The organism is Rhodococcus sp. NPDC127527, from assembly GCF_042672245.1.
Taxonomy (GTDB): domain Bacteria; phylum Actinomycetota; class Actinomycetes; order Mycobacteriales; family Mycobacteriaceae; genus Rhodococcus_G.
Map to the genome: position 1 here is coordinate 391698 of NZ_JBHXVP010000001.1, position 23985 is coordinate 415682.

The window sequence follows — 23985 nt, forward strand, 5'->3', positions numbered from 1 at the left end:
TCGCACAATGTGGGTGTGTGCGGTGGTGTGACACGGCGAAGCGTGGGTGACGGGCAGGGCTCGGCCGGAGAGCGTTGCGTGACCGGTCGTCACGGAGTGGTCGGAGCAAGGCTGACGGGTTCGACGACACCGGTCGAATCCGGTGGGGTGTCCGGCTGCAGACCGCCCTGCGCCGGAGTGCGCCCGTGCCGCATGATCAGCGCGACGCCCAGGCCCACGACGCCGACGAGGGCGGCGTACAGGTAGCCACGGGTGATCGCGGTGTCGGCATACAGCACGGCGTGGGTCTGCGGGTTCACCGCGAGCACGTGGCCCGACATCACCACCCCGGTGAGGGTGGTCGCGATCCCGCCGGCCAACAGAGAACCCATGCCACTGATCGCGTTGCCGATACCGCCCTGCGAGGCCGGCAGCGCGTCCTGAATCAGGTTCGCATTCGACGAGTGCAGGAATCCGACGGCGAGACCCATGATGGAGCTCATGATCGCGACCTGCCACTGGATCGTGAACAGACGCGAACCCAGGAACATCACCACCAGGAACAGCAGCGCCGCGGTCAACAGCACATATCGTGCGCCGATCCGCTTGGAGACGATTCCGCCGAGCGGACCCGCGAACATCGACACGATGCCGAGCGGGCACGTCCAGATCGCGAACTGCATTGCGGACAGGCCCGAACCGTAGCTGATCCCGGGCACCCCGGCGGGGGTCTGCAGCATCGTCGGGATCAGCAAGGAGTGGGCGCTCATCATGTAGGAGATGCAGGCCACTGCGAGCACGGTCGGCCCGAACCTTCTGCCCAGCAAGACGTCGAGGTCGATCAGCGGGCTGGGTGCAAAGCGTTGCCACACAACGAATACCACCAGCATCGCAGCTCCGCCAATGACGGCGGCGAGGGTCAGCGCATCGGTCCATCCGACTCGCGCACCCCTGGTGATGCCGACGAGCAGGATGCCGATCCCCGGACCGAGCAGGACGACCCCGAGGTAGTCCAGCGGCCGGTCCACGCGGACCGGGCTCTCCGGAACGATCAGTGCGTAGAAGGGGATCAGTACAGCCACATAGGCCGCCATGAACCAGAAGATTCCCTGATACCCGGTGTGGTCGATGAGCCAGCCGGCGATGAACGGACTCGCGATCGCCGACATCCCGATCCCCGTGACCGCGGCACCGAGGGCGATCGGTACGACGTCACGCGGAATGATGTCGCGAATCAAGCCATAGGAGATCGTGACGATTCCCATCAACGAGCCCTGCAGGACGCGTCCGACCATCAACACCGCGAACGACGTCGCCAACGCGCACAACACACTTCCCGCGATGAAGAACACGGCCAGCAAGAGAATCACTCGCTTCTTGCCCCATTTGTCCGCGGCCTTGCCGACGAGCGGCATCATGGTGCCGCCCGCGAGTGTCACGATCGAGACGACCCACGCGATGTTCAGGGTCTGGAGTGCGGGTGCCATGTGTGGCAATGCCGGGAGAACCATGAGGATCTCGAATGTGGCGATCTCCGACAGCAGAATGATGACGCCGAGCACCGTGACGATGCGGCCCCGGCTCATGGATGCGACTTGTGACTCCACCCGTTCACATCCGATCGCTCGGACCGGACACGCCCATGGGGGTGTCGCCGACGATCGAGATGCGCTCCATGACCCGGCGCGCCGGGAAGTAGTCGCTTGCGGCGTAGTGCTGACAGGATCGGTTGTCCCAGAACGCGATCGTGTCCTTCTGCCACCGCAGGCGCACCTGGAACTCGGGACGCTGGACGTGTCGGTACAACAGCCGGAGTAGCTCGTTCGACTCGTCCTCCGAGACGCCCAGAATCCTTTGTGTGAAGGCGGAATTGACGAACAGCACGCGTCGGCCCGACTCGGGGATCACCCGCACCACGGGGTGGGTGACCGGCGGGAAGTGCGGGCGGAGCTGCGCCACCGCCTCCTCCGGCATCCTGGTCCCGAACGATTGCATCCAGTCGTGTTCGGCCTCGAGGCCGTCGATCCGGGACCGGATGTCCTCCGGGAGCAGGTCGTAGGCGGCGCCGGTGTCCGCCCACAGCGTGTCGCCACCCACCGACGGAATCTCGACGGCCCGCAGAACCGCTGCATACGAAGGGAACTCGTGCCAGGTGACGTCGTTGTGCCAGACGTTCTCCACTCCGACCGACATCGCGTCCTTGGCCAGGGTGGCCACATCGGCATCGCTCTGGCCGGGCTGGGTGTACTTGAAGAACGGGTGCTGCTCGAGCTCGCCCCACCGTGCCGCGAAGTCTCGGTGCTCGCTGCGATCGATGTCCTGGTCGCGGAAGAACAGGACCTTCCATTCCAGCAGTGCGCGGCGCAGCTCGGCGAGCATCTCGTCGGAGAGGTCGCCGCTGAGCCTGATCCCCGAGATCTCCGCACCGATGGTCGGTGTCTGCGGCGTCAGCGTAAACAGTTCGTACGGACGCTCTTCCAGGGATGCCGGCATTCTCGTGGCAACGAGTGGGCCGTAGGCCGCGAGCGGATCGGTGGGAGTGGGTACTGCGGTGACGGCAATTGCATGGGTCATGGGCTGACTCCTTGGGCTTCGGTGTCTGTGGAGGGTGAGGTCTCGAGGATGGCGACGCAGCTGTCGATGAGATCGGTGACAGTCGCCGTTCTCTGGTCTGAACTGCGGTCGCTGCTCTCGTACGCGGCGAGAACGGAAATGCTGAACACGACAACGTTCACGGCGCGCCACTCCGCGATCTCGTGCGGTGCCAGGCAGGCGTCGACCATCAATTGATGCACGCGCCGGTAGCTTTCCGAACTCAGGTGTTGCTTGATCAGATCTGCCAGCGCGGGGTCGAACAGCGCCTGGACCAGGAACCGGGCATACCGGCTTCCGGGACGGCTGAGCGTCTCGGAGGCCAGCGGCCACACCATCGCCTCCACGGCCTGCCGCGCGGTCAGCGGGGTTCCGTGGCCTTCCATCTCGTCGAGTAGCGCCTGCCGCCGGGCATTCACGGCCGACCCGCGCGCCTCGACCACGGCCTCGATCAGTCCCTCCCGGGACCCGAAGTGGTACTTGGCCGCCGACTTGTTGGCTTGTCCCGCCGCGATCTGGACGTCCTTGAGAGTCAGTGCGGGCATTCCTTTTTCGGCGACGATCTGTTCGGCTGCATCGATCATGGCCTCGCGCGATGTGGTCCTGGTCACAAGAGCCAGATTAAGGCTGCAGCCTTACTTGTGTCAATGCCCAACTCGAGACGCTCAGGTGATCGCCGTCCCGCAGTTGGGGCAGAACTTCTCGTTCGGATGATGTTCGGCTCCGCACGAGGCGCAGAAGTGCGGCTCCTGCCTTGCCGCTTCGGGGGTTGCCCCCGCTTCGTTCGGAGGCGTGGGGGCGGTCGTCGAGGCGGCGGCACCCGCTTCGGGACTTTCGGGTCCGGCCTCCGCGGACGGCTGTGCACCGCCCTCGGCGGGTGCCTGGGCGGACGTGCCGTCGGTGAACGGTGCGGTGGTCGCAGCCGCGGGGCCGGTCGGTGGTGGCGCATCGGGAGCGGGCGGCGGGCCGGGAGTGGGCGGTACGCCGGGAGTGGGCTGCGGGCCGGGACCCGGACCCCCAGCGGTTGCCGTGGCGGCGCGACGACTGCGGACCACCATGACGGCGGCGCCGGCGACGAGTACCGCCGCGAGGCCGGCGAGGGCGTACCACTTGACGTTCGAGCTGGACGACGTCGACGTGTCGCCGTACTTCTCCCGGTTGTTCACCGCGTTCGTCTTGTAGTCGGCGGCACCCGGATAGTCGGGCGACAGCGACATGGCTTCGTCGAAGTCTGCGATCGCGTCGGAGTAGTTACCGGCGTAGAAGTTGTCGAGTCCGCTCCGGTATGCGTGATCGGCCGGGCCCAGTTCCGAAGTGACGTTCTTGCCGGACATCAGTTCGGCGAGACCGCTCGAGGGTGCGATGAAGTTGAACGCCTGCTGTTCCCCCTTCGGGCCGAAGCTGTTCACCCCGAGCACCTTGCCGTCGAGTGCAATGGTCGGGCCACCGCTCATCCCCGGGGAGAGTGCCGCATCGATCTCGTAGACGGGCATGGTGTCCTGGGTCGACTTCTTGCTGATCTTGCCGCTCTTGTTGGTCGGGTCCAGGGTCACGTCGGTGACCCTGTCCGTGCTGCCGGGGTAGCCGACCGCCAGAATCGGCGTGCCGATGGAGACGTCGGCGTCCGTGCCCAGTTCGGAGGACGGCAGGTTGGACTTCTGCACCTTGAGCAGGGCCACGTCGCCCTTGCCGGGTGCCCGCACGTCGGAGACTTCGGCGGGGAGGGTGGTGCCCTTGCCGGTGCCGTAGGTGACGGTGATCGTCATCTCCGGGTCGGAACCGCCGGTCTCGCCCTCGACTCGGTCGTTGGCGAGCACGGTCTTGTACAGCTGGTCCGGGTTCACCGTCGGATCCTTCTTGGCCTCCTCGTTGACGGCCTCCTGGATGATCGCCTCGCGTGAACCGCCGGCGCAGTGACCGGCCGTGCCTACCCAGCCAGCGGGATTGACGACGAAGCCGGTGCAACGCCAGCCGGTCAGGTACGGGCCGAAGACACTCCCGTTGGGAGCGCGGATCCAGCCCTTGGCGGACGCGTCGAGGTAGACGACCGCCGGACGGATGAGGGCGGCGGCCTTCTCCTCCGGGTTCACCTGGGGCTGCTGAGAAGGTGTGGTGTCGCCGAGGGCCGCGCCAGGCAAGGCGATGAACAATGCCGTGGGTAGGACGGCGAGCGCGGCGCATCTCGTGCGCCATCGACGATTGGACATGACGGACTCCGTCCAGCGGGGGAGGTGGTCGATCAGCCGAACTCGGGTGGTGTGGTCCGAGAGGTGATTGCGGCCTGCTGCGAGGCATCGGCGTTCGGCTGGTCCATCGAATCGGCTGGGCCCGAGCGGCCTCCAGCGACCTCTCTCTTCGATTCTGTACCCAGAGCGATCACCCCGACATCTCGACAGTGCCAGTGGGTGCGGTCGATCCCAACTGTTGGCGTAACATGTTGCAGCGCAGTGTGTTACGGTGCACAGAGGGTTGCAACATGCGAACTCGTCATCGGCTGGAAATGCGCACTCCACACCGGTGACCCGTTGGTCTGTCGTGCTGAGTCTACTTCGCCGAGGCGAGGAGCGCACCGATCCTTCGCTGTCCGAAGCACCTGCCGACCGGCTCGCGATCGGCGCGGTACGGGCCGTGAATTGCGTTGATTCCGAAGCATTCTCCGGTCGACGCGAGTGGTTCGTCGAACGCACTCGATGCGCCGGCGAAGCGATCTAGCCGATCGAAACGTCGATCAGCCGGGCTGCCGCCGCGTCGGTTCGTTCGACGTCGCCCGTGATCAGTCGATCGAGCAGGATGCCGCGTAGGCCGGAGACCAGCACGGTGGCGAGGCCGGCCGCGTCCTCCGGGGCGATGTCGAGGCGGACAAGCACTCCGGTGAGTGCGGTGACAAGCGACTCGATGGCGGCGATCGAGTGCTCGACGAAGGGACCCGGTTGTACACAGGCCGTCCCCATCACCTGCAGCAGAACCCGCGTGTGCGTCGAATGTTCGCCGCTCGTCAGTGAGGTCCACAGCGCGTGCATTCGGGGTGCGAGCATCACTCGGCTCGACACGTCGGCGAAGAGGCCGTCGATGTCGGGTCGCTGGGTGGCCAGCGCTTGCGCAAGCAGTTCCTCCTTGCTGCCGAAGTAGTAGATCAACATCCGCGAACTGGTGCCAAGCGCGGCGGCGAGTGGGCGAAGGGACAGGTCCGTGAGGCCGCGTTCGCCGATGTAGTCGATGACTTGGGCGAGGATTTCCGCGCGTTTCGCGTGATCGAGTGGACGAGCCATGGGTTGACTGTACCGATCGCTACAGGTATCTCTAGTCACCATGACTGTACCGATCGCTACAGAAACTGCCTCGCGCATGCGGTCCGTGGTTGTCACCGCGGTCGCGGCGACAACGCCCATCGCGGACGACATCGACGGAACGTGGAACGGGTTGGTGAATGGCCACAGTGGAATTGCCGAACTCGAGGACGATTTCGTCCGCCGGTACGACCTTCCGGTGCGCATCGGTGGCACCCTGCGGGCGGTCCCGTCGGCAAAGTTGACCAGGGTGGAGCTACGACGACATTCGTTCGTCGAGCAGATGGCGCTCGTGCTGGGACGTCAGGTCTGGGCCGAGGCGGGTTGCCCAGACGTCGACGGTGAACGGCTCGCAGTGGTCGTCGGCACCGGGCTCGGTGGGGGTGACGCGCTGATCGACGCCGTCGACGCCCTCCGTGCCGGCGGGTGTCGCCGGGTGTCGCCGATGTCGGTCCCGATGGTGATGCCCAACGGGCCGGCCGCGACCGTGGGGCTCGAAGTCGGTGCGAAGGGAGGTGTATTCGCGCCGTCCTCCGCCTGTTCGTCGGGGTCGGAGGCCTTGGCGCACGCATGGAGGTTGATCGCGACCGGTGAGGCCGACGTCGTCGTCGCCGGCGGCGTCGAGGGGCAGATCGGTGCGGTCCCGATCGCGAGCTTCGCCATGATGCGTGCCATGAGTACTCGCAACAGCGAGCCGGATCGCGCATCGCGTCCGTTCGACCGCGACCGAGACGGGTTCGTGCTGGGGGAGGCGGGCGCGCTGGTGGTGCTCGAATCCGAGACACATGCGAAAGCCCGTGGGGCGCAGGTGCTCGGCCGGCTGCTCGGGGCTGGGATAACCTCCGATGCCTTTCACATTGTGGCCTCGGATCCGGCAGGCCTCGGCGCCGCTCGAGCGATGCGCAAGGCGATCCAGGTTGCCGGACTGAGTCCCTCGGACATCGATCACGTCAACGCGCACGCGACGTCGACTCCGGTGGGCGACGCCTCGGAAGCGAACGCGATCATGGCGGTGACCGCGAACGCGTCCGTGTACGCGCCCAAGTCGGCACTGGGGCACTCGATCGGAGCCGTCGGCGCGCTGGAGGCGATCCTCACGATGGCGACGATTCGGGACCAGACGGTCCCGCCCACGCTGAACCTCGAAAACCGCGATCCCGCTGTTGATCTGGATATCGTCTCGGGGACCGCCCGGGCCCAGCGGATCGACTACGCGCTGAGTAACTCGTTCGGCTTCGGCGGACACAACGTGACTCTCGCGTTCGGGCGGCCATAGATTACCCCGTCGGCACCGGATGGCTGCGACCGTTCCTCCCCGAAACCGTCGATCGCCCGCGCTAGCGGCCGGCCGCGATCGCCCGCAACACCCCGAACGTCTCCTGCTCGTCCTGCTCGGTCCCGTAGTCGCTGAGCTTGACGATCACAGTGCGCGTGCTCGGGTCGACGTAGGTGTATTGGCCGTACACCCCGATTGCGGAGAGGTCGGACCCGTCGCCGCCGGTGGGATGCCACCACTGCGCCGAGTAGCCCCACTTGTCCACCGGATGCGGCGCCGGGGTGCTGATCCGCGAGATCCACGCCGGCGGAACGACTTGCGTGCCGCCGACCCGGCCGCCGTCGAGGACCAGCTGTCCGATCTTCGCGAAGTCGTGGGCGGTGGCGTTGATGCAGCAGAACGCCTTCTCCTGCCCGCCGTCCCGGTCGAGATTCCAGGTGGCGTCGTCCTCCGCGCCGACGGGACCCCACAGGTCGGCGGCGAGCAGGTCGGTCAGCGGCCTGCCCTCTACCCGGGCGAGCACCTGGCCGAGGAGTTGGGTGTCGACGCTGCGGTAGTCGCCCCTGCTGCCGGGCGGGAACTGCACGCTCCGGTGGTCGCGGACGAACGCGTCGAGGTCTCGGGTGAGGTACATCCGGGCCGTGCCGGTCAGGGGAAAGTAGGGGTTGTAGTTCTCGGACACGTCGGCACCCGAGGTCATGTCGAGCAGGTTCCGCACGGTGATGGCGTCGTACTCGCCGCCGGTGGCCAGCTCCGGGAGCACGTCGACGAGCCGGTCGTCCTCGCTCAGCTTGCCCGCGTCGATCGCCCGTCCGACCAGCAGCGAGACCACCGACTTCGCCATGGACCAGGACGCCAGCCGGGTCGTGGGCCCGACCCCGTCGCGGTACCACTCGTGGGTGAGGGCTCCGTCGCGCAGCACCAGGAAGGCGTTCGTCTTGGTGGTGTCGAGGAACTCGGCGACCGGGATCTGCCCGCCCTTCCACGGCACGGTCTCCGGCAACGCGATCGGGTACGCGGGCAGCGGACGCGGGTGGGTCGCGGGCACGGTCCGAGCTGGGTAGAGCGCGCCCTGTGTCGACGGCGCGTCGACGAGCAGCCGGGCCAGCGTCGGCGGTGCGGGGATGTCGAGCGCGGCGGTCGCGGCGTAGGAACCGGCGACCAGCACGGCGACCGTCAGCGGTACGGCGATCGCCGTTCGGGTCAGGATTCGCCCACGGCGGGAAGGCTTTTCGGACTGCGACTGCCCGGATGCGGTGGCGTCGTCGGTGAGGGTGCTCGGCTCGGTCATCGTCCTCGATCTTCGGTGCGGTCGACGGCGCGGGACGGGACCGTCGATCGTCCGGATCCCGAGAGTGTCGCCAGTGTCGCCGTCAATGATGAGGGGAGTGACACGCCGAGGAGGCCGAATCGGTGCTGCGGCTACCCGACGGCCTCCCAGGCGAACGGCACGAACGCCTCGTCCAGCGGCGCCGCCGTCATCCGGTTGGCGAAGGTCGACAGCGTGTAGGTGCCGATGCCGAGCACGACCTCGAGCGCCTGCCTGGTGGTGAAGCCGGCGCCGAGGAACCCGCGCATCCCGTCTTCGTCCACCGCGCCCGCGCCGTCAAGCACGGCCAGGGTGAAGCGGCGTAGCGCCTCGAGCCGGGGATCGTCGAGCGGTCGGCGCTCGCGCAGCGCGGCGATCATTTCGGGCGAGGCCCCGTCGCGGGTGAGGCCGGCCGAGTGCAGGGCGACGCAGAGGTGGCACTCGTTTCGGGTCACGATGGCGAACACCACCACCTCGCGTTCGAGGTGGGTGAGGGTGCCGCGCTCGAACAGCGAGTTCGCCCGGGCGAAGGCCTGCACCAGTTCCGGCGACTCCGCCATCAGGGCCGTCGCGGCCGGCAGGAAGCCGAACTGCTGCTCGATCGCGGCCATGATCGGCCGGGCGGCGGTGGGTGCGGTCGCGGTGGTGTGCGCGGTGAACGACATGGGGGGCTCCCTCGGCTAAAGTAGACAATGCGGTTGTCTAAACCGTAAACCTGGTTGTCGATATTGCGCAAGGGGTGCGGCATGAGTGAGCACGAGAGCCCGGGATTCGAACTGCCCCTGCTGCTGTTCGCCGGATTCCGGTCGTTGATCGACGAGGTCCATCGAAGGCTCGCCGAGCAGGGGCATCCGGACATGCGGCCGGCCCACGGTTTCGCGATGCAGGCGGTCGGGCTCGGTGGCGCCAGCGCCAGCGAGGTGGGCAGGCGTCTCGGTATCTCGAAGCAGGCAGCGGGTAAGACGATCGACCGCCTGGAGTCGCTGGGATACGTCGCGCGGCAGCCCGATCCGTCGGACGCGCGGGCCAAGCGGGTGGAACTCACCGATCGGGGGATCGACAGCCTGCGGCGTTCGGCGATCATCTTCGATGAACTTCAGGCCGACTGGGCGTCGACAATCGGACAGGGTCGCCTGCGGGCCCTCGAGGACGACCTGCGCACCGTCACCGCGGGCCAGGTGTTCCGGCTGGACGCGCAGGCATGGTTCGGCGGGTGAAAACCGGTACCGCGATGAGTTTCGCGAACGTCGGGGGTCTACATGGCAACAGCTTCACGCACCGTGCGCGGAGCATCAGGCCCGAGGAGCCAGCCATGACCACCACGCACCCCACCGCCACCGTCACCGCGGCGGCAACCGGTTCGATCTCACCGCGCGCGCGGCTCGCCGGCCGGATCGTCAGCGGTCTCGCCGTGCTCTTCTTCCTGTTCGACTCGCTCACCCACATCGCGAACGTCGAGCAGGTGCGTACCGCGATGGCCGACCTCGGGTTCGACCCGAGCCTGAACCGGGTCTTCGGCGTGGTGCTGGCCGCCTGCCTGATCCTCTACGTGATCCCGGCGACCTCCATCCTCGGTGCGGTCCTGCTGACCGGGTACCTCGGCGGTGCCGTCGCGACCAATCTGCTCACCGAGCAGCCCATCCTCAGCACGACGCTGGCGCCGATCTACTTCGGCGTCCTGGTGTGGGGCGGGCTGTACCTGCGCGACGCGCGGGTGCGGGCGATCATGCCGCTCGTCCGCGGCTGACCACAAGTCAGGCTGAGGGGAACCGTCATTCGGTTCTCCTCACCCGTGTGTCTACCGGATGCGCGTGACCACGACGAACGGCCCGACCTCGGTCTTCACGAACCGGGGGTCGTCGAACAGCTTCTCGGGGAAGGTCACGGTGTAGCGCTTGACGTTCGGGTCGTTCGGGTACACGTCCTGGGCGAGCCGCAGCGTGTAGCCCTTGTCGCTCTTGCGGAAGACGAAGACATCCGGTGCCCGCCAAGGGCTTTCGTCCATCTGCTGGATCAGCTCGTCGGGACCGGACGTCTCCGCCCACCGTCCGATCGCCGCGGCGCGCTGGTCGAACTGGGCGAGCGGGTTCGCGTAGTGCGAGGTCAGGCCCTGGAAGCCGAAGTACGGGTAGAAGCTCAGGAAGCTGGTGTCCGCGGTGAGCACGACGGTGTCGTGCCGGGGTCCGGGCCGATGCGCCGCAATCTCCTCGTCGACGTCCGCGTAGTACGACGCGGCGCCCGGTGGCCGCTTGTCGGCGCGCACCCCGTCGCCGTCGGTGTCGGTGTACGCGATGTTGATCTCCGGCGCCAGCAGGTGCGGGATCGACTGCGCGAACGACACCGCGCCCAGCGCGCCGACCGCCACCAGCGCGGCCTTGATCCTCGGGTTGTCGCTGGTCGCCAGGATGATCCACCGGGAGAAGTCCACGAAGCCGAAAACGCCTGCGGCGCCAAGCAGAACCAGCAGCACCGGCTCGAGCCGGAACGAGAGCAGCGTGTTGCCCGCGGCCGTGAACGCCATCGACAGCAGTGACCACAGGTACACGGCGACGACGCCGATGCCGAGGGACTGGGCGCGCCGCGAGGAGGTGGCGCGGCCGACCAGCCATATCGTGCCGAGCAGGCACAGGGCGCCTATCAGCGACGCGTCGAACATGGGCAGCGGCAGGGTGGACCCGGGCTCGGGCAGGTAGTGGGTGGCGGTGCCCGAACCGGCGGGCGACCCGTGGCGCAGCTCGAGCAGGAACGGGGTCCACACCACGAGTGCGATCAGTCCGGCGATCGCCCCGGCCGCGACGAGCCGCAGCAGCGGATCTCGCACCGCGGCGAATCCGTGTGCCCGCCATGCCAACCCGGCCGCCACCAGCGCCATCAGCGTGACGGCGAAGGCGGCCCAGCCGAGGTAGAGCGTGTAGAAGGTGGCGGCCAGGCCGAGGAAGACACCGGTCCCGACGATCGCGCCCCAGCCGCCGGACCCCGGGGAGCGATGCAGCCCGCCCCAGGCCAGCAGCAGTACCGGCGGCAACAGCACCACGAGCACCGCGCTGTACGGCTCGGGGGAGGCGTAGGCGAGCGCGATCGCGGTGACGGCGAGCGACACGACGACCGCGAGGTCGGCGCGGATCAGCCTGGACCACAACACGTATGCGATCACCGAGGCGACGGCCAGCGAGGCGATCGCATAGGGCTTGAACGCCTCCCAACCGGCCAAGCCCAGCAGGTTCGCCACCCGCCCGCCGACCCAGAACCAGCCAGCCGGGTAGAACGACGGCAGGTCCGCGTAGGTCATGTCGTGCAGGCGGGCGGTGTCCGTCATCCGGGTGAGGAACTCGGTGCGGAACTCCTGGTCCACCGAGACGCCGTGCAGGTACAGCTTGGTCGCGGCCAGCGGCATCCCGAGGGTGACGGTGACGAATCCGGACACGCCCACCCAGGACAGCGCCTTCGCGAGGACGGGGGCGCGACCGGTGCGCAGCAGCCACACCGAGACGGCCAGCAGGGCCATCGTGACGACCTGACCGACGGTGGTCAGCGCGCGGGTGACGTTGGAGGAGTTGAACGCGGGCCAGTGCACGACCGAGAAGGCGACCAGCCCGACCGCGGCGACCACGGCCGCAACGACCGCCGCCAGCACCATCTCTCCGGCGGTTCCGACCGCCCGGCGTGCGGGTTGGACGGGGTTGGCGGGGACGGTGCTGGCGGCGGTGGTCGTCACGTCGGGAAGCTTAGGCGCAGCGGAGCTGCCTAGATCGGGAGCTTGCGGAAGATCGCGCGGGGGACGTGCCGCAGACCCATCATCACGAAGCGCCACGGCCCCGGGGTCCAGACGATCTCCTTGCCCTTGTCGGACGCGGCCACGGCGAGGGCGGCGACATCTTCCTTGTTCACCGTCAGCGGCGCTTCCTTGACGTGCGCGCTGAACTGGGTGCGGACCATGCCGGGCCGGACCACCGTCACGCGCGGGCCGTACTGGGCCAGGGCCTCGCCCAGGCCGAGGTAGAAGCCGTCGAGGCCGGCCTTGGTGGAGCCGTAGACGAAGTTGGCGCGCTTGACCCGCTCGCCGGCCACCGACGACATCGCGATGATCCGGCCGAAGCCCTGCGCCTTCATCTTCTCGCCGACCAGCACGCCGACGGACACGGCGGCGGTGTAGTTCACGTTCGCGACCAGCACGGCCTTGCGCTGGTTCTGCCACAGCTCCTCGGCATCGCCGTCCAGCGCGAACGCGACGACGGCGACGTCCACGTCGCCCTTCTGCCACGCCGCGTCGATCACCTTCGGATGCGACTCGGTGTCCAGGGCGTCGAAGTCGACGACGTCGACCTCGGTGGCGCCCTTGGCCTTCAGCTGCGCGACGGCGCCCTCGCGGCCCGGGTCGCCCGGCAGCGCGGCGAGGATCACCCGCATCGGCGCCTTCTTCAGGTACTCCTCGCAGATGGCCAGGCCGATCTCCGAGGTGCCACCGAGCAGCAGCAGGGTCTGGGGGTTACCCACGGCGTTGATCATCAGTGCAGTTCCAACCTTCTGGACATGTCGGAGGCGAAAACGCCTGTGGGGTCGTACTTTCGGCGAGTGGCGATCCACTCGTCGATGCGCGGGTACATGGCGTGGAAGGTCTCGGCGGTGGTCCGCGAGTCCTTCGCCGTGTACAGCCGGCCGCCGAACTCGAGTACCCGCTTGTCGAGTTCGGTGACGAACTCGTTCAGGCCCGGCTTGATCCGGAAGTCGACGCAGATGTTCCAACCGGACATCGGGAAGCTCAGCGGGGCCTGGTTGCCCTCGCCGAACAGCTTGAACACGTTGAGGAACGAGTAGTGCCCGCTGCGCTGGATGTCGACGATGATCTTCTTGAACTCCTCGACGGCCTCCGGCGGCACCACGAACTGGTACTGCAGGAAACCGTTGGAGCCGTAGGCCCGGTTCCACTCACCGAACATGTCGAGCGGGTGGTAGAACTGCGTCAGATTCTGGACCTTGCCGCGGTACGTGCCCGCCTTCCGGAACCACAGTTCGCCGATCGCCGAGAAGTTGAACTTGTTCGCGAGACCGTTCGGGAAGATGTCCGGGAAGGTCATCAGCGTCGGCGCGTCGAAGGCCAGTGGGTTCTTCTGCAGCTTGGCCGGCAACTGGTCCAGCTTGGCCAGGGAGCCGCGCGAGACCGCGGCGCGACCGAGCTTCGGCGGAGCGGCGATGGCGTCGAACCACGCGCTCGAGTACTCGTAGTTCGCCTCGGAGCCGTCGCTGTGCAGTGCGATGGTCTCGTCGAGCGAGTTGGTGACGTCGCCGTCGGCGATGAAGTAGGCGGTCTCCGTCGGCGTCATCTTGATGGTGGCGCGCAGGATGATGCCGGTCAGGCCCATGCCGCCGACCGTCGCCCAGAACAGCGCGCCCTTGGGGTCGGTGCGACCGCCCTTCGGGGTCAGCTTGCGCACCTGGCCGTCCGCGGTGAGCAGGTCCAGCGACACGACGTGGTTGCCGAAGCTGCCCGCGCTGTGGTGGTTCTTGCCGTGGATGTCGGAGCCGATGGCGCCGCCGATGGTGACCTGGCGGGTGCCCGGCAGCACCGGAACCCACAGGCCGAACGGCAGCGCCGCCTTCATCAGCTGGTCCAGGTTCACACCGGCGTCGACCTCGACGAGGCCGGTGTCCCGGTCGATGCGATGAATGCGGTTGAGGGCATTCATGTCGATGACCAGGCCGCCCGCGTTCTGCGCGGGATCGCCGTAGGAACGGCCCAGGCCACGGGCGATGACGCCGCGGCGCAGGTGGGACGGCTTGCCCTCGTTCTTCTCGGCGACCTGCGCGACAGCGCTGGCGATCACCTCGACGTCGGGCGTGGACAGCACCTCCGCGGTGGTCGGGGCGGTGCGCCCCCAGCCGGTGAGGGTGCGGGTCTGGGTTGTCAGAGGCGCCGGCTGCGGCAGGGCCGCCGGGGACTCTTCAGCTGTCGTGGACATCGGTGTAGAGGTTACCCGTCGGTCGCGACTGCGCACCGGGGTCGCCTACCCTCGACCCGTGTCCGGTACCCCCCACGCGCCCGAGCCCCATCTGCCGCTGCCCGTCGAACTGCCGATCGTCGACGAGCCGGGCGGCACCGATGTCGACCTCAAGACCCAGCTGGTCCGGTTCGTCGCCACCGGCGCGCTGTCCGCGGTGGTGGATTTCGGACTGTACGTCCTGGGTCTGGCAATCGGCCTGCCCGTCGCGGTCGCGAAGTCGATCAGCTTCGTAGCCGGCACGAGCACCGCGTACGTCATCAATCGGCGATGGACCTTCAAGGCAGAGCCCAGCCGCGCCCGCTTCGTCGCGGTGGTGGTGCTCTACGCACTGACCTTCGCGGTACAGGTCGGCCTCAACCAGGTGATGTACCACGTCTTCCCCGACCAGTGGTGGAAGGTGCCGCTCGCCTTCGTGATCGCCCAGGGCACCGCGACGGTGATCAACTTCGTGGTCCAGCGTGCGGTGATCTTCAAGATTCACTAGAGGTCGGCGTCACGGGGCGCCGGTGCCGAGCACCAGCGATGCGGTCCGCTGCTGCCCCGTTTCGTCGATCCAGGCGAGGTCGATGCGGTCGCCGGGGTGCCGGGCATTCATCTCGACGGTCAGGTCGCTCGACGAGCGGATCGGGTTGCCGCCCCACCCGACGATGACGTCCCCGCGCCGAACCCCGGCCTGCTCGGCGGGGCTGCCGGCCCCCACCGCGATCACCTTGGCGCCGGTCTGCGCCTCGCTCGCGTCCGTCACCGCGACGCCGAGCAGCGGGGTGGGCCCGATGTGCACGGTCTCGGAGGCCCGGCCCGCGCGGATCTGGTCGGCCAGGGCGACGGCGTCGTCGATCGGGATGGCGTAGGACTCGACCGGCACGGGCACGCCCGTCGTCGGCGGGGCGCCGGGCGCGGGCGTCGGACGCATGCCGGTGTTGCCCGCGGTGCTGACGCCGACGACCTTGCCGAACGCATCGACGATCGGGCCGCCGGAGTCGCCGGGACGGACGTCGGCGTCGACCTCGATCATGCCGGTGAGCCGGTTGCGACTGCCGTCGGAGGCGTTGCGCGCGGTGACCGACTGGTTGACCCCGACCACCGCGCCCGGTGCGGACATCGGCACCCCGCCGCCCTCCGCGTTGCCGATCGCGACGACGGGGTCGTGCAGGTGCAGGTCCGCGGACCGCCCGAGGCCGGCGGTCGGCAGGCCCGCCGCGTTGTCGAGTCGCAGCACCGCCACGTCCCGGAACTTGTCGTAGCCGAGCACCTGGGCGGGATAGCGCGCGCCGTCGACCAGGGTGGTCGCGCTGATGTCCGTGGCGCCGTCGATGACGTGGTGGTTGGTCAGCACCACGCCGTCCGGGGTGAGCACGATGCCGGTGCCCGCGGTGGTGAGCGGGCCCGCGACCGAGCTGATCGTGACGAGCGTCGGCACCACCCGGGCCTGGATCTCAGCAGGGCTGAGCGGGGTCGGCGCGACCGCGGGCGCGGCGGCGGGCACGGGCAGGGTGGGCGGGGTGGGGGAGCCGGGGCCGAGTCGGCCGCCGACGAGCAGGCAGCCCGCGACCGCGGCAACGATCACCAGCACGCTCAGTCCACGGTGACGCCGCGGCCGTCGGTCGCGCTCCGTGCTCTCCATTCACACCCTGCATCCGGCGGCATCGCCGCCATGACTGTCCGACGGCACGGCCGCCCCGGTCGAATCCTGCGCAGTCGTGTCCCAGACGCTACTGGGGCCGTGTCGCGCACGCGCGTTTTCGGTCGGAGGGAAGTGCGGAGAAACCGCCGGCACGGGACGCGCCGACGGTTTCGGGGCGACACCGCCCGCCATATCGCCTCTCGGCAAGTGGTCGCTCGAAGCGACGAATCAAATGTGGTACCCGGGGTATGTCCGGACGGTGTCGCACGGTCCAACCTACTCCGTCGCGCGGTTATTCCGCATCGACCCCGCGGCACGGATGCGGGCATATCACCCGTGCCGGATGACGCCGCGGCGTGGGGACGGTGACAGGTTCGTCAGGTGACAACCGTCGACAGTGTCGTGGACCTTCAGTGCGCACCGATGCGTCCGGTCTGCGTGGTCTTGCGAGAGGGGTTCCATGTCTGACCAGAATGTTGCCGCCGCGTCCGTGAAGACTCGGAACAGCGATGCGGCACAGGCGCTCCCGTTCGGGGATGCGCAGGATTTCGAGGACGCGGAACGGGGACTCGTCGCCGCGCTCGAGCCCGGGGTGGTGAAGAACGCGTCCGGAGCCGTGGTGTGGGACAGCGACGGCTACGCGTTCCTCGACGACGAGTGCCCGGAGACGGTGCATCCGAGCCTGTGGCGGCAGTCGAAGCTGTGCGCGATGCAGGGTCTGTACGAGGTCACCGACGGTATCTACCAGATCCGCGGGCTCGACCTGTCGAACATGACGCTGGTCGAAGGCGACACCGGGGTGATCGTGATCGACCCGCTCATCTCCGCGGAGACGGCGGCGGCGGGCTTGGCGTTGTATCGCGAGCACCGCGGGGATCGTGCGGTCACCGGGGTGATCTTCTCGCACTGCCACATCGATCATTTCGGCGGCGTCAAGGGCGTCACCACCCAGGAGGACGTCGACGCGGGTCGCTGCCCGATCCTGGCACCGGCCGGGTTCGTCGAACACGCCGTGGCCGAGAACGTGTACGCGGGCACCGCGATGGGCCGGCGCGCGGCCTACATGTACGGGGCGGCCCTGCCGCGCGGGCCGCTGGGCGCGGTCGGCGCCGGGCTCGGCCCGACGACCTCCACCGGAACGCCCACGCTGATCAACCCGACGGTCGACATCGATCACACCGGACAGGCCGAGGTGGTCGACGGCGTCCGCATCGAGTTCCAGCTCACCCCGGGTACCGAGGCGCCGTCGGAGATGAACTTCTACTTCCCGGACCGGCGGGCGCTGTGCATGGCCGAGAACGCCACGCACACCCTGCACAACCTGCTGACGCTGCGCGGCGCGCTGGTCCGCGACCCGCACGTGTGGTCGAAGTACCTGACCGAGTCGATCAACCGGTACGCGGGCCGCTCGGACGTGCTGTTCGCCTCCCACCACTGGCCGACGTGGGGGACCGAGCGGCTCACCGAGTTCCTGTCCGTCCAGCGTGACCTCTACGGCTACCTGCACGACCAGACCCTGCGGGCGATCAACCAGGGCGCCACGGGGATCGAGATCGCCGAAGACATCCAGCTGCCGCCTGCCGTCGAGAAGTCGTGGCACACGCACGGCTACTACGGGTCGGTCAGCCACAACGTCAAGGCGATCTACCAGCGCTACATGGGCTGGTTCGACGGCAACCCGGCGACGCTGTGGCAGCACACCCCCGCCGAGTCCGCCAAGCGGCACGTCGAGTTCATGGGCGGCGCCGAGGCCGTCCTGGAGAAGGCGCGGAAGTCCTTCGACGAGGGCGACTTCCGTTGGGTCGCTCAGGTGCTGAACTACGTGATCTTCGCCGACCCCGACAACGCCGAGGCCAAGGCGCTGCAGGCGGACACGCTCGAGCAGCTCGGCTTCGGCTCCGAGAACGGGACCTGGCGCAACTTCTTCCTGATGGGTGCCTACGAACTGCGACACGGCCCCGTCGGGACGCCGACGGTGACGGCCGCGCCGGACATCGCGGGTGCGCTCAGCGTCGAGCAGCTCTTCGACGCGATCGCGCTGCGCATCGACGGGCCGCGGGCCTGGTCGGCCGACATCACGATCGACTGGCGGGTCAAGGACGCGGACCTGGTCCATCGCACCCACCTCCGCAACGGGTTGCTGGTGCATTTCGACCTCGACGGCGAGACCTCCGAGCCCGACACCGCGTTCACGCTGTCGAATCGGGATCTGCACCGCGTCCTGCTCGGGGGAGCGGACCTGAGCCAGCTGATCGCGGACGGCAGTGTCACGGCCGAGGGTGACGTCGCCAGGCTGGTCGAGCTGGTCGGCTACCTCGACGCGCCCGACCCGGACTTCGCCATCGTCACGCCCTGAGTCCTGGAGGCGAGTCGGCATGTCGATCGAGGAGTGCCCATGAACGGCATCGTCATCATTCTGGTCGGTGCACTGCTGTGCTTCTACGGCATCCGTTCGCTGCACCTGGCCGTGCTGGCCATCGGCTTCGGGCTCGGCTGGTTGATTGCGGACCTGTTCGATGCCTCGCTGGCCGCGCTGTTCCTGTTCGCGCTCGTCGGAGCCGTCACGGCGTGGGTCGTCACGTCGTTGGTGTTCAGGTTCTCCGCCTATTTCATCGGCGGGCTCGCCGGGGCGATGGCGGGAGCACGAACCGCCGACGTCCTTCAGCCCGGCGACAACAACTGGGCCCTGAGCGCCATCGTCGTTCTCGCCGTTGCGGTCGCGGCGGCATTCCTCGCCGACAAGTACCGGGCCCGTGCCCTCCTGTGGCTCACCTCGATCGGGGGCGCGAGCATGATCCTGAACGGGCTGGGTCGCACCGCCTCCCCGCTCGAGTTCCTCCGGGATCCGAATCCGGGCTGGCAGCAGGTCTTCTCGACCCTGGCGTGGATCGCGATCAGCGTCGCGGGGTGGATCGTCCAACGACGCCTCTTCGCGGACAAGCTCGGGATCGAGACCAGGAAACGCCCGTGGCAGCCGGGACTGGTGACCGGCGACTCCTGACCTAGTACCGCGGCAGCACGCCCTCCGCCACCAGCTGCGCCAGCGACGGGGCGGCCGAATCCTTCTCGGACAGCTGGTAGTGCAGCGGCGACCCGTCGCGCCCGACCGTCGGCCACGCGATCGCGAGTTCCGGGTCGAGCGGGTGCAGGTCCCGGTCCAGGGTCGGGGTGTACTCGATCGAGCACAGGTACATCACGGTCGAGCCGTCCTCGAGGGAGAGGATCGCGTGCCCGAGGCCCTCGGACAGGTACACCGCCCGACGGTCCACGTCGTCGATGAGCACGCTGTCCCACTGCCCGAACGTCGGGGAACCGACCCGCAGGTCGACGATCACGTCCAGGAACGCGCCCTTGACACAGGTGACGTACTTCGCCTGTCCGGGTGGGCAATCGGTGAAGTGGACCCCGCGCAGCACCCCCGCGGCGGACACCGAGCAGTTCGCCTGGCGTAGGTCCAGCGGCCGACCGACCGCCGCCTCGAACGCCGAGCCCTTGAACCACTCCAGGAACGTGCCGCGGTCGTCGCCGAACTGCCGGGGGGTGATCTCCCACGCCCCGGCGATGGTCAGTTCCCGAAACTCCACGTCACCAGTCCTTGCCGTGCTCGAGCAGGCCGAGCAGATAGTTGCCGTATCCCGACTTCACCAGGTGCTCGGCGCGCTCGCGCAGTTCGTCATCGGTGATGAAGCCGTGCCGCCACGCGATCTCCTCGGGCACGCCGATCTTGAGCCCCTGCCGCTGCTCGATGGTGCGCACGTAGTTGGACGCGTCGAGCAGCGAGTCGAAGGTGCCGGTGTCGAGCCAGGCGGTGCCGCGCGGCAGCACCTCGACGTGCAGCGTGCCCGCCTCCAGGTAGGTGCGGTTGATGTCGGTGATCTCGTATTCGCCGCGTGCGGACGGGGTCAGGCCACGGGCGATGGACACCACGTCGTTGTCGTAGAAGTACAGCCCGGGCACCGCGAACTGCGAGCGCGGTTTCTTCGGCTTCTCCTCCAGCGAGACCGCCCGGCCGTCGCGGTCGAACTCGATGACGCCGTACGCGCTGGGGTCGGACACCTGATACGCGAACACCGCGCCGCCGGTCAGCCCCTGGAAGCGGGTCAGCCGGGTGCCCAGGCCGGGACCGTAAAAGATGTTGTCGCCCAACACCAGTGCCGCCGAATCGGAGCCGATGTGGTCGGCGCCGATCACGAAGGCCTGCGCCAGCCCGTTCGGCGACGGTTGCACCCGGTAGTCGATGTCGACGCCGAACTGGGAGCCGTCGCCGAGCAGCCGGTGGAAGTGCTCGGCGTCCTCGGGCGTGGTGATGACGAGGATGTCGCGGATCCCGGCCAGCATCAGAGTGGACAGCGGGTAGTAGATCATCGGCTTGTCGTAGACGGGGACCAACTGCTTGCTCACCCCGAGGGTGATCGGGTGCAGTCGCGAGCCCGTCCCGCCGGCCAGAATGATTCCGCGCATGGGCCCAGTGTCGCACTGGGCACGCGCCACCCGTCGGTACGCTGGCTAGACATGAGGCTTCTCGTCACCGGGGGCGCCGGGTTCATCGGCGCCAACTTCGTGCACCAGACCGTGACGGAGCGACCCGACGTCCGCGTCACCGTCCTCGACGCCCTCACCTACGCGGGCAACCGCGCCTCGCTGGATCCGGTGGCGAACCGGATCGAGTTCGTGCACGGCGACATCACCGACCTCGCGCTGGTGGACCGGCTGGTCGCGGACTCGGATGCGGTGGTGCACTTCGCGGCCGAGTCGCACAACGACAACTCGCTCGCCGACCCGTGGCCGTTCGTGCAGACGAACGTGGTCGGCACCTACGCACTGCTCGAGGGGGTCCGCCGGTACGACGTGCGCTACCACCACATTTCGACCGACGAGGTGTACGGGGACCTCGCCCTCGACGACCCGGCTCGGTTCACCGAGGCCACCGCCTACAACCCGTCGAGTCCGTACTCGTCCACCAAGGCGTCGAGCGACATGCTCGTGCGTGCCTGGACCCGCTCGTTCGGCATCCGGGCGACCCTGTCGAACTGCTCCAACAACTACGGGCCGTACCAGCACGTGGAGAAGTTCATCCCGCGCCAGATCACCAACGTCCTGGACGGGGGCCGGCCCAAGCTCTACGGGGCGGGCGCGAACGTGCGGGACTGGATCCACGTGGACGACCACAACCGCGCGGTGTGGGAGATCCTGGACCGCGGGGTGATCGGCGAGACGTATCTGATCGGCGCCGACGGCGAGGCCGACAACAGGACCGTCGTCGAGACGATCCTCGAGCTCCTCGGCCGGGACCGGGCCGACTTCGACTTCGTGCCGGACCGGCCGGGGCACGACCTGCGGTACGCGATCGATTCGACGCGCCTGCGCACCGAGCTCGGCTGGGCGCCCAGGTTTCGGGACTTCCGTGCCGGGCTGGCGGCGACGGTCGCCTGGTACCGGGACAACGAGGCGTGGTGGCGGCCGCAGAAGGCCGCGACGGAGGCCTTCTACGCAAACACTGAGCAGGATTCGCAAGGTTGAGCATGATTTTGCTCGCCAGGTCGTGACCGGGTCCGGGGCAGCCGGGTCGCTCGAGACGGGCATCGGCTCGGCCACCGTCGGCCGCTTCCCCGGGACTCGCCGACAATTGCCGATTGGCACGCACGCTCGCCCGCGCGGCGGTACCGTCACCTGCGCAACACCCATTCACTGAGAGTTCGCTCGCGCCTTACGGGTTGAGAAGGAGCGCTCCATGAACGCTGTTCGCCGGGTCACGACGGCCAGGACCCTCGCGGTCGCAGCCGCGCTCGCCGCGCTGTCGACGGGATACGCGGGCGCGGGCCCCGCCAACGCCGACACCCTGAGCGATCTCGTGGGTGCGCACAGCGCCGTGGCCGCCGCCCGACCGTCCTGCGCGGACGCCGGACTGGCCGACGTCGCGGTGCTGGTCCGGTCCCTGGCACCGGCCGATGTCGCGGGCCTGCTGCCCTGCCGCGACGTGGTCGGCAGCCTCGGCTCGGGCAGCGCCGGTTCCGCCGGCGGCGGCAGCAGCTTCGGGTCCCTCAACCTCGGCCCGGACAACACCGGCTCCTACAACGTGGGCTCCGAGAACACCGGCTCGACCAACGTCGGCTCGACCAACACCGGGTCCGCCAACGGCGGTTCCTCGAACACCGGGTCCGGCAACGTCGGGTCGGCGAACACCGGGTCCGGCAACATCGGGTCGGCGAACACCGGCACCGGGAACGTCGGGTCCGCCAACACCGGAAACCTGAACCTCGGCTCGGCGAACACCGGATCGACCAACGTCGGGTCGGTCAACACCGGCTCCTCCAACACCGGGTCCGGAAACACCGGCTCGCTGGTCGAGGGGTCCATGACGACCGGGATCGGGTCGGTCGGGATCGGGCCGCTGGGCATCGGCTGGAACTGAGCTCGCGGATCCCCGTTTGCCGAGGTGGCGGGTGCGCGACCGGAGGCGCCAACACCGGACCGCCTAAACTGACGCCCCGTGGCGAAGAAGCCGGCAGTCGTCTGAACACACTCCGAGCCGGTTGATCGAGGGGATTGTTCACATGATGTTGTCCGTCGTGGTGCCTTGCCACAACGAGGAGGACGTCCTCGCCGACCTGGTGCGTGAGGTGCTGGCCACTCTCGAGCAGGCCGACGTCGACGTCGAGCTCGTGCTGGTCGACGACGGCAGCCGCGACGACACCGTCCGGGTGATGCGCGAGCTCCACGAGCAGGACTCCCGGTGCCGATTCGTCTCCTTCAGCCGCAACTTCGGCAAGGAGGCCGCGATGCTCGCCGGCCTCGGCTACGCGCAGGGCGACGCCGTGGTGATCATGGATGCGGACCTGCAGCACCCGCCGCACCTGCTGATCGAGATGCTGCGCCTGCACGCCGACGGCTACGACCAGGTCATCGCGCGGCGGACCCGGGACGGCGACGCCTTCGCGCGCACCCTGCTCTCGCGGATGTACTACCGCCTGGTCAACGCGATGGTCGACGTCAACATGGAGGACGGCGCGGGCGACTTCCGGCTGCTCAGCCGACGCGCCGTGGACGCGCTGCTGCGGATGCGCGAGTACAACCGCTTCTCCAAGGGACTGTTCTCCTGGATCGGATTCCCCACCGTGACGGTGGACTACCGCAACGTCGCCCGGCAGGGCGGCGGCGAGAGCAAGTGGACATTCCGCCGGCTGCTGAACTACGGCATCGACGGCATCATGTCGTTCAACAACGCGCCGCTGCGCCTGGCGATCTACCTCGGCGCGACGGTGACCGCGCTGTCGTTCGTCTACGTCATCGGGCTGATCGTCGCGGCCCTGATGCACGGCGTCACCGCGCCCGGCTACGTCACCCTGATCGCCGCGATCACCGGGATGGGCGGCCTGCAGCTGCTGTTCCTGGGGGTGATCGGGGAGTACGTCGGGCGGATCTACTACGAGGCGAAGCGGCGCCCGCACTACCTGGTGGCCGAGACCGAACCGGGCGGGCGCGAGGGAGTGAACCGATGATGCGGCACATCCTGCGTTTCGCGGTCGTCGGCGTGATCAACACCGGCGTGTACTACGGGCTGTACCTCGCGTTCAACACCGTGATGCCCTACCTCGCCGCGCACCTGCTCGCGATCGCGATCTCGATGGTCGGCTCGTTCTTCCTCAACTGCTACTGGACCTTCCGGACCCCGCCGACGTGGCGCAAGTTCGCGTTGTTCCCGTTGACCAACGCCACCAACTACATCGTCACCACGGTCGGGATGATCCTGCTCGTGAGCGCCTTCCACGTGGACGACCGGATCGCCCCGCTGATCGCGGCGGTCGCCGCGATCCCCGTCACCTTCCTGCTGTCCCGGCGGATCCTGACCAGGCCACACCGTGCGGTCGAGGTCCCCGAGCCGGTTGCCGGGGCCCGGTAGCCCGCCGTTAGCGATTCCG

General features: G+C 68.4%; 23 protein-coding genes. 10 read left to right on the top strand and 13 right to left on the bottom strand.

Features of this window, described 5'->3' with window-relative positions:
- Window positions 1-89: 89 nt before the first annotated feature.
- The 5 genes from ACFVH2_RS01790 to ACFVH2_RS01810 form a co-directional block, all read right to left on the bottom strand.
- Window positions 90-1565 carry an MFS transporter gene (locus ACFVH2_RS01790; RefSeq protein ID WP_378420961.1) on the bottom strand — a complete coding sequence of 492 codons (1476 nt, stop codon included), beginning with the start codon at window positions 1563-1565 and terminating at the stop codon, window positions 90-92.
- 25 nt (window positions 1566-1590) lie between these two features.
- Window positions 1591-2553 carry a TauD/TfdA dioxygenase family protein gene (locus ACFVH2_RS01795; RefSeq protein WP_378420963.1) on the bottom strand — a complete coding sequence of 321 codons (963 nt, stop codon included), beginning with the start codon at window positions 2551-2553 and terminating at the stop codon, window positions 1591-1593.
- Window positions 2550-3182: a TetR family transcriptional regulator gene (locus ACFVH2_RS01800; protein ID WP_378420965.1), complete on the bottom strand. Its 633-nt coding sequence runs from the start codon at window positions 3180-3182 to the stop codon at window positions 2550-2552. Before ACFVH2_RS01800 ends, ACFVH2_RS01795 begins: the two co-directional genes overlap by 4 nt.
- Window positions 3183-3236: 54 nt before the next feature.
- A complete protein-coding gene (locus ACFVH2_RS01805) occupies window positions 3237-4778 on the bottom strand; it encodes a trypsin-like peptidase domain-containing protein (protein ID WP_378420967.1) in 1542 nt (513 codons plus the stop codon).
- Window positions 4779-5279: 501 nt separating this feature from the next.
- Window positions 5280-5840 (bottom strand): TetR family transcriptional regulator, encoded by a 561-nt coding sequence (locus ACFVH2_RS01810; RefSeq protein WP_378420969.1) that lies wholly within the window; start codon window positions 5838-5840, stop codon window positions 5280-5282.
- A gap of 40 nt (window positions 5841-5880) precedes the next feature.
- Between ACFVH2_RS01810 and ACFVH2_RS01815 the strand changes: the two genes are divergently transcribed.
- Window positions 5881-7134, top strand: coding sequence for a KasA/KasB family beta-ketoacyl-ACP synthase (locus ACFVH2_RS01815; protein ID WP_378420971.1), 1254 nt, complete (start codon window positions 5881-5883; stop codon window positions 7132-7134).
- Window positions 7135-7195: 61 nt separating this feature from the next.
- Here ACFVH2_RS01815 and ACFVH2_RS01820 read toward each other — a convergent pair whose 3' ends face one another.
- The gene (locus ACFVH2_RS01820) at window positions 7196-8425 is read right to left on the bottom strand and encodes a serine hydrolase domain-containing protein (protein WP_378420973.1); all 1230 of its coding nucleotides are present in this window, start codon (window positions 8423-8425) and stop codon (window positions 7196-7198) included.
- A gap of 131 nt (window positions 8426-8556) precedes the next feature.
- The gene (locus tag ACFVH2_RS01825; RefSeq protein WP_378420975.1) at window positions 8557-9108 is read right to left on the bottom strand and encodes a carboxymuconolactone decarboxylase family protein; all 552 of its coding nucleotides are present in this window, start codon (window positions 9106-9108) and stop codon (window positions 8557-8559) included.
- A gap of 81 nt (window positions 9109-9189) precedes the next feature.
- Between ACFVH2_RS01825 and ACFVH2_RS01830 the strand changes: the two genes are divergently transcribed.
- Window positions 9190-9660, top strand: a complete 471-nt coding sequence (locus ACFVH2_RS01830; protein WP_378420977.1) for a MarR family winged helix-turn-helix transcriptional regulator — start codon at window positions 9190-9192, stop codon at window positions 9658-9660.
- A gap of 95 nt (window positions 9661-9755) precedes the next feature.
- On the top strand, window positions 9756-10190 hold the full coding sequence (locus ACFVH2_RS01835; protein ID WP_378420979.1) for a DoxX family protein: 435 nt from the start codon (window positions 9756-9758) through the stop codon (window positions 10188-10190).
- 51 nt (window positions 10191-10241) lie between these two features.
- Here the strand turns inward: ACFVH2_RS01835 and ACFVH2_RS01840 are convergent, their stop codons facing one another.
- The 3 genes from ACFVH2_RS01840 to ACFVH2_RS01850 all read right to left on the bottom strand — a co-directional run bounded on the left by ACFVH2_RS01840 (window position 10242) and on the right by ACFVH2_RS01850 (window position 14400).
- On the bottom strand, window positions 10242-12080 hold the full coding sequence (locus tag ACFVH2_RS01840) for a galactan 5-O-arabinofuranosyltransferase (RefSeq protein ID WP_378421389.1): 1839 nt from the start codon (window positions 12078-12080) through the stop codon (window positions 10242-10244).
- Between the two features lie 107 nt (window positions 12081-12187).
- Entirely contained in the window at window positions 12188-12949 is a 762-nt protein-coding gene (locus ACFVH2_RS01845; protein WP_378420981.1) for a decaprenylphospho-beta-D-erythro-pentofuranosid-2-ulose 2-reductase, read from the bottom strand.
- The gene (locus tag ACFVH2_RS01850) at window positions 12949-14400 is read right to left on the bottom strand and encodes an FAD-binding protein (protein ID WP_378420983.1); all 1452 of its coding nucleotides are present in this window, start codon (window positions 14398-14400) and stop codon (window positions 12949-12951) included. Before ACFVH2_RS01850 ends, ACFVH2_RS01845 begins: the two co-directional genes overlap by 1 nt.
- 58 nt (window positions 14401-14458) lie before the next feature.
- On the opposite strand from ACFVH2_RS01850, the gene ACFVH2_RS01855 reads away from it, so the two are divergent.
- A complete protein-coding gene (locus ACFVH2_RS01855) occupies window positions 14459-14926 on the top strand; it encodes a GtrA family protein (RefSeq protein WP_378420986.1) in 468 nt (155 codons plus the stop codon).
- A gap of 9 nt (window positions 14927-14935) precedes the next feature.
- Here ACFVH2_RS01855 and ACFVH2_RS01860 read toward each other — a convergent pair whose 3' ends face one another.
- Complete coding sequence (locus ACFVH2_RS01860) at window positions 14936-16066, bottom strand: S1C family serine protease (protein ID WP_378420988.1); 1131 nt, start codon at window positions 16064-16066, stop codon at window positions 14936-14938.
- Window positions 16067-16526: 460 nt separating this feature from the next.
- On the opposite strand from ACFVH2_RS01860, the gene ACFVH2_RS01865 reads away from it, so the two are divergent.
- Window positions 16527-18422, top strand: coding sequence for an alkyl/aryl-sulfatase (locus ACFVH2_RS01865; RefSeq protein ID WP_378420990.1), 1896 nt, complete (start codon window positions 16527-16529; stop codon window positions 18420-18422).
- Window positions 18423-18461: 39 nt separating this feature from the next.
- On the top strand, window positions 18462-19067 hold the full coding sequence (locus ACFVH2_RS01870) for a DUF4203 domain-containing protein (protein ID WP_378420992.1): 606 nt from the start codon (window positions 18462-18464) through the stop codon (window positions 19065-19067).
- 1 nt (window position 19068) lies between these two features.
- Here ACFVH2_RS01870 and ACFVH2_RS01875 read toward each other — a convergent pair whose 3' ends face one another.
- Both ACFVH2_RS01875 and rfbA read right to left on the bottom strand, forming a co-directional pair.
- Window positions 19069-19650 carry a dTDP-4-dehydrorhamnose 3,5-epimerase family protein gene (locus ACFVH2_RS01875; protein ID WP_378420994.1) on the bottom strand — a complete coding sequence of 194 codons (582 nt, stop codon included), beginning with the start codon at window positions 19648-19650 and terminating at the stop codon, window positions 19069-19071.
- Between the two features lies 1 nt (window position 19651).
- Window positions 19652-20527 carry a glucose-1-phosphate thymidylyltransferase RfbA gene (gene rfbA, locus ACFVH2_RS01880; RefSeq protein WP_378420996.1) on the bottom strand — a complete coding sequence of 292 codons (876 nt, stop codon included), beginning with the start codon at window positions 20525-20527 and terminating at the stop codon, window positions 19652-19654.
- Between the two features lie 51 nt (window positions 20528-20578).
- Here rfbA and rfbB point away from each other — a divergent pair, with 51 nt between their 5' ends.
- The 4 genes from rfbB to ACFVH2_RS01900 all read left to right on the top strand — a co-directional run bounded on the left by rfbB (window position 20579) and on the right by ACFVH2_RS01900 (window position 23966).
- Complete coding sequence (gene rfbB, locus ACFVH2_RS01885) at window positions 20579-21586, top strand: dTDP-glucose 4,6-dehydratase (RefSeq protein WP_378420998.1); 1008 nt, start codon at window positions 20579-20581, stop codon at window positions 21584-21586.
- A 211-nt stretch (window positions 21587-21797) separates the two neighbouring features.
- Entirely contained in the window at window positions 21798-22478 is a 681-nt protein-coding gene (locus ACFVH2_RS01890; protein WP_378421000.1) for a hypothetical protein, read from the top strand.
- Between the two features lie 142 nt (window positions 22479-22620).
- On the top strand, window positions 22621-23565 hold the full coding sequence (locus tag ACFVH2_RS01895) for a glycosyltransferase family 2 protein (protein ID WP_378421002.1): 945 nt from the start codon (window positions 22621-22623) through the stop codon (window positions 23563-23565).
- Window positions 23562-23966, top strand: a complete 405-nt coding sequence (locus tag ACFVH2_RS01900) for a GtrA family protein (RefSeq protein ID WP_378421005.1) — start codon at window positions 23562-23564, stop codon at window positions 23964-23966. Before ACFVH2_RS01895 ends, ACFVH2_RS01900 begins: the two co-directional genes overlap by 4 nt.
- Window positions 23967-23985: the final 19 nt, after the last annotated feature.